Origin of the sequence: Gilliamella sp. B2969 (genome assembly GCF_026536195.1) — a bacterium.
Classification (GTDB): Bacteria; Pseudomonadota; Gammaproteobacteria; order Enterobacterales; family Orbaceae; genus Gilliamella.
In genome coordinates, this window is record NZ_JAFNOP010000011.1 from 94,496 (window position 1) to 101,045 (window position 6,550).

Below are 6,550 nucleotides of genomic sequence, written 5' to 3' on the forward strand. Positions count from 1 at the left end.
TATTGCTATTTTAACACCCTAAAAACAATCGACTCACTTTTAAATCATTATTGATCATCTTCATGTTGTGTCTTTTTATTATCCTCTGCTAAAGGTTTGCTTTCTTCCTTACAAAGGATTTCTGGATCGTAATAATAAAAACTCCAACCAACACCAGATTTAGGCGGTCTAAAATACGGATCTATTTTATTATTATAATCATTTGAATATTTACCTAAAGCCATCAATTTAACAATATATTGTTTACTTATTTTGGGTAAATTAATATTAATGACATCTTGCCAACCTAATAAATTAAAAATTTTTTCAGCAAGAGTAATATGGGTTGCAATGCAATTTTTACATACAATTAAGACAGCCAATCCAAACATTATACCTAAAGTCCCGAAACCTATGAAAATATTCTCCAAACTAAAATCTAAGAAAAAATAGTTCATCAATACTCCACAGAAAATATAAAATATAAGCGTTGGGAAAAAATAATGTTTTAAAGCCTGATTACGTCCGCCCACACAAGGAGGAATGATCGAAATAATTTGCTCACTAGGTTTTAACATGGCATAGACTTCATAATAATCCTCATGTTTTTCAGCAATTACTTCAACTTGATCACCCTCATTAAATTTATAAAATCCCAGCCAACCTTTAAGGGTAATTTCATTATTAAGTTTGGCGGTAATATACTGCGCAGGAAACAAGTTACTACGATCACCCCCATTAGCATGTCCCAATGCGGCTAAACCTAAAGCTGTATTGCCATTTAACGTAGCCAGTAATGCCCGCTTCTGTAATTTAATTTTTTGTTTTTCTTTTTGTTCTTCACTTAAATAAGCGCCATCACCAACTTGAGCAAAACAAAAAAGCCCTTTAAAATCAGATAGTGTACCTGTTAATTTTACTAAATTTTTAGGTGGCAATGTTGGATCTTCTATTTTGAGTCCTGTTTTTTTTAACACCTGATCTTTATCTTTATAAGTGATATCTTTGCCGTCATATTTTGCATAGCACATATTCGGTCATATTCCTTATTACTATTTCAACACCCTAAAAACTACCGACTCATTTTTAAACCATTATTCACCATCTTCATGTTGCGTCTTTTTATTATCCTCTGATAGAGGTTTACCTTCTTCCTTACAAAGCACTTCAGGATCATAATAAAAAAAGAACCATCCGCAGCCATCTTTAGATGGCCTAATACACCAATCAACATCGAAATTCCAATCAGTTAAATATTTTCCCTGAACAATTAATTTAGTTATATAGTTTTTACTTATTTTGTCCAAATTAATATTATTAACGTTCTTCCATTTCAGAAGAGTAAAAATTCTTTCTGCAAGCTTTATATGGGTAGCGATAGAGTTTTTCCTGACAATCAAACAAGCCGATCCAATTAGTAAACCAAGCGAACTAAAACCGATGAAAAGATTTTCCAAAGAAAAGTCTAAAACAAGATAATTCATTAATAATACACAAAAAATATAAAATATTAACGCTGGCCAAAAGCAAACTTTTAAAGCTTGGTTACGCCCAGCATAGCATGGTGGAATAAGAGAAATAATTTGCTCGCTAGGTTTTAACATGGCATAGACTTCATAATAATCATCACGTTTTTCAGCAATTACTTCAACTTGATCACCCTCATTAAATTTATAAAATCCCAGCCAACCTTTAAGGGTAATATCATTATCAAGTTTGGCAGTAATATATTGTGCTTTAACATAATTACTAAGATCACCGCCATTAGCATGCCCCAAAGCAGCGAGCCCTGCTGCGGTATTGCCACTTAACGTAGCAAGCAAAGCGCCTCTTTGTAATTTAGCTTTTTGTTTTTCTCTTTGCTCTTCACTTAAATAAGCGCCATCAGCAAGTGGAGCATAACAAAAAAGCCCTTTAAAATCAGATAGTGTACCTGTTAATTTTACTAAATTTTTAGGTGGTAACGTTGGATCTTCTATTTTGAGTCCTGTTTTTTTTAACACCTGCTCTTTATCTTTATAAGTGATATCTTTACCGTCATATTTTGCATAGCACATATAACACCTCTTATTTATTTAGGGAAAGGGAGATTAAATAAATTTTCCCACTCTGAAGCAGACAAACTGTACTGCCCCTCTCTTTCATATCTTTCTCTTTCTTGTTCAGCATAGTAGTCTTGTAATTGTTGTTTAAATTTTTCAAATATTGCTTTAAGGGCTGTGACTTCATCTTCTAATGTTTTGTAACGTTCAAAATGACCACTTTCCCCATAAATCTGTGATTGACCAAAACGACATAGATTCATCCACTCTTCTATCTCATCTGGTTTATTTGCCTCATGATATAATTGAAATAAAAATAACCCTATAGAAACCCAAGGATTTAAAGCAACAGCTATTAAAGATATCAGTAGTCTGCCACCTAAAATAATAGTAAGATTGAGTATTGCTTTTTGTTTTATTATATTAGCTAATAATAGAACTCCTCTATCCAATACTTGAATTAAACTAGTTTTACCTAATTGAAAAAACAGATCAAAAGTGGATACAGCACCTGTAAAAAGCGTAGAATAATAAAAGAATTTATCTAATCCCTTTTTATCTGCCGAATCTTCATTCCAATTAATACCAACATCAATTATGCCAGATACAAATCCAAAAAAGTTACCTGAAAAATGAAAATTACTGATAATTTTTGCTGTCAATCGCCCATTTTTACCGAATAAAGCCAACAATCGAAAACTCGCCGAAATAGCGGCCGTTCCCGCCATCGCTAAATGTAAATTTGCATTTTGTTGTTGTAATTTGGTTTTTAATGAGCTATCAGCAAGGATATAATAAATTTTAATTACATGTACGCCTAATATGCCACCTGTTAAAGCCACACCAGCTAAATTATTTTTTAAACAACTTGCGAATAAATTATTGATTTTTTGATTCACATGACCTAATTTTTCAGCAAGTCTTTCACTGTTATAACTAAATTTATTAATAAGATTATTAATTAAATGATGATAGGCCTCCATTTTGCGTTTAAGTGCTTCTTTTGATAAGGTAGATGGCGCGGTCATTACAAAAAAGGCTTCAGCAAAGGCTGAAGATAAATTACCTGCTTTTTGTTGTAAATATTTTAATAAAATTGTTATTACTGCGCCGCTTGCCTGTTTCATAGGCTGTAAGTGGGCAGCAATAATTTGATCATCAATAGAATCACCATCGATAAGCGAGTTTCGTTGGCTGTCAAACAAGGAGAGTAATTCTTTGACGGCATCTAATTCTTTATGTTCCTCTTGTGGATTTGACAGTGAATTACTAATACCATTAATACCCTCAGCTAAATTAATGAAAATTTTATTTTCTTCTGATTCGCCTTGATAAAATTCTAAAACGGTTTCTAAGTTATCTAATAATTCACCATAATTAAGGATGCTCATTGGTGACGTTTTATCTAATGAGAGTAGAAAATTTACACATTTTTTCTGCTTTTCTTTATCGAGTTTTCGATTAGCAAATACGGCTGACCATAAAATATTATGGCTATCAAGCACCTGATCTTCAATAAGTTGATTAAATAAATCTTGAACTTTGTCACTTTTTACTTGTATGCCTAATGACATTAAAATATCGTTAGCAAAAGACAAGTAATGATCACTATCTCGGGCAAAATCATCCGCGGTTAATGAGAGTGGATGTTGATCTTTTTGTTTGTTGCAATCCACCCATAAAATTAAATCATCAATCAAGGCTTCAATATAATTGCCATGCTCTCGTAAAAAGGCTGCATATTGTTGTCTGTATGGCTTATAATCTTTATTTAATTTTTTTTCATATTTTTGCCATCGTTTTTCAGCTGACTCATCACTTTTATTTTTTTCATGCCAACTCTTTTCATAAGCTTCTGCTTTCAGTTTAAATTCTGCATCAATCATTTTCAATTCAGCAGATAAACGGCTGATTTCTGACAAGCTTGCATTATCTTGCAACTTATATATATTTTCAAAAATTCGAGCATATCTATCTTCACCAATAGTTTCGATTAGATAATTTTCCTGAATAAAATTTACTAAATTCGAAGCATCAATTTTTAATCTTAATACTCGATATTCAATGTCCGGAGTATAGGGTGTTATGATATAGTTATATTTAGATTGTTTAACAATATTAAGCACCCGTAAACCTTTGGCTTTTTGTGCATCATTCCACACAATTATACGTGATGTATCTGTTCCTAAAACGCCACCGTTGTAGGGTTGGATTTTTTGATTAAAATATTTGGCATCTGCTAAATATTTTTGATTGGTTTGACGAATATGCTGTTTAAAATTACCGGCACTTTTCGCATAGTCATTACTTTTTATTATTTTTTCGAATAAATCAATACCACTACAACAGGCATTTTCGCGTTGCCGTTCTGTCATGACTTTTTTCATCGCGCTCATCGCACTACTGCACCAATTACTTAATTCAGTTGCAATACCAATACTGTCCATAACTGCAACCATCATTGGTGAACTGTTTGTATTATTTCTCTCCTTGGATTGCATTTTATTATTTAATAATGTGGCATAGTTTTCTTGTGCAGGTTTTTCTTTACTATAATCACGTACCGCCCCCCAAGGTGTTACACTAGTTCGTTTTTTACTTAGCTTGTTATCATACTGAAATGGATTACCTGAAACGATTAAACTTTTTGAAATTATCTCACCACCGAGTGGAATTAATCCATATAAAAAGGGGAAACTTATTGAATATAAAAGAGAGTTCAATTCAGGTCTACCTTTGGCAATATGCTTATTCATTGTGTCGGTAAGTTTTACTTCCATCACTGAAGAAATTTGATTTTCATTCACTGCCGTTATGCCGTCATTACTTTGAGGCGAAGATAACCATTGTTTGGGTTTTATTTTTTGCATGCGTTTATCGCGTTTATCTTCATCTTGATAGTATTGATTAAATGTGTCATAACTCCATTTACATTCGCTGAACGCTAACCATGCAGTATTACATTTATCCGGTTTGGCAATAATAATGAAGGCGATATTAGTTGAGGAGTGTTCAACATTGCCACAAGTGGTGTCAGTATCTGATAATGGAATGGATTTTTGATTTGACTGTATACTTTGTTGAAAGCGATTAAGTTCTAATTCTTTGCTAATATCCTGTTGCCAAAAGCCACCTTGTTCATCGACTTTATAAACTAACACATCCAGATCGCCGCTCTTATCCTCGTACTCACAAAACACATATAAATAGCCTTCACGCATTCTTCTTAAAACATATTTACTGTGCTTACTTAATTCTGGTAATTGTGTTTTTTTTGCCCAAGTTGGTAATTCAGCCGAGACATAATCTGGCGCTACCGCATAACGAACTGGATAAACTGGCAATCCTTGAGATTTACATTTACTACATAAGCTCATGACTTATTTCCTTTTAAGTGGTCAGTTAAATCATTTTTGACAATTTGCCATTGTGCTGCATCTATATTTTTTAATTGTCTAATTAAAGATGATGTCTTATTGTTTTTTATTGCGTTTTGTATAATTGGGTGTTGAATAAAGTCAGGATGTATCACTAAGCTATAGTAGGCATATTCGGATAAATCATGCTTATCACTATACCCCCTTTGAATAGCATCTTGAAAAGATTGCATGATGATAATGTCAGCTTGTGCTTCTTTTAGTGAATAGTCAGGATAAAAAAAGTGATAACGCGCTATCGTTTGATTACGACTTTCAATAAAATCCAATTTTTGCCATTGTTCGTCAATGATACCCAAATTATAAGATAAGTTTTTAACAGGACTTCGTAGATTTTTTTCAGTTATCAATACACCATCACTATTGATATATAGCCAAGCATTTACAGGGTTAACTAAAAGCTGTTTTTGCCCTTCAATCAATATATTTGAAAGTGGTGATAGTATTGCCGGATCAAAATAACGTAATAATTGATTTCCATCATCAGATGATTGTATTGAAATATATCCTAATTCTTTCGCTAATTGTTGTTGCATAAATGGGGAAAATATCCATCCAAACACAAAACGAGGCTCTGCCATCAAAACAGCTTTAGGATCAATTTCTAAATAACTGTATTCAATAGTCATTTTTAAAATAGTTTGATCTTGTTGTTGTTTCAAATCTAAAGCTATCAATCCTGGTGTAAATTTTATGTTATAGTTTCTATACTCAAATAATGTTAATTTTTTTTCACTAATACTTGCTGTTAATCTATTTTCAATAGCACGAGGCTGATAGATAAGATAAAACTGACTATTATATTCAGCAAACATTTCAATAATTTGTTGGTAAACATGTTCTATGTTTAGATTATCAACCATCTTCTCAATTTCACTTGTCTTATGTATAAATTATCCCAGCTTTACATTGGCTTTTTGTTGTTTATCCGCTTCTTGAATGGCTATTTCACAACCTGTTGGTATTGATGGATTAGCAGTTAAATTTGCCGCTCCCATTTTTTGCAAGGCATTGCTTTTTATATACACATTACCAGCTGTACCGAGCTCAATCCCCTCTTCACTGATTTTGATATAAGAGCCACCACAAATT

At 32.5% G+C, this 6,550-nt stretch carries 5 protein-coding genes; all 5 read right to left on the reverse strand.

All coding sequences use genetic code 11. From position 1 onward, the window contains the following. Nucleotides 1-47: 47 nt before the first annotated feature. Entirely contained in the window at nucleotides 48-1,010 is a 963-nt protein-coding gene (locus J3U66_RS10855; protein WP_267348962.1) for a putative type VI secretion system effector, read from the reverse strand. Nucleotides 1,011-1,073: 63 nt separating this feature from the next. Further along, a complete protein-coding gene (locus J3U66_RS10860; protein WP_267348964.1) occupies nucleotides 1,074-2,036 on the reverse strand; it encodes a putative type VI secretion system effector in 963 nt (320 codons plus the stop codon). A 14-nt stretch (nucleotides 2,037-2,050) separates the two neighbouring features. Then, nucleotides 2,051-5,398, reverse strand: coding sequence for a T6SS effector BTH_I2691 family protein (locus J3U66_RS10865; RefSeq protein ID WP_267348966.1), 3,348 nt, complete (start codon nucleotides 5,396-5,398; stop codon nucleotides 2,051-2,053). After that, nucleotides 5,395-6,321 carry a hypothetical protein gene (locus J3U66_RS10870; RefSeq protein WP_267348967.1) on the reverse strand — a complete coding sequence of 309 codons (927 nt, stop codon included), beginning with the start codon at nucleotides 6,319-6,321 and terminating at the stop codon, nucleotides 5,395-5,397. Before J3U66_RS10870 ends, J3U66_RS10865 begins: the two co-directional genes overlap by 4 nt. Nucleotides 6,322-6,351: 30 nt before the next feature. Then, the coding region (locus J3U66_RS10875) for a hypothetical protein (RefSeq protein WP_267348968.1) at nucleotides 6,352-6,550 on the reverse strand (199 nt) is incomplete at its 5' end.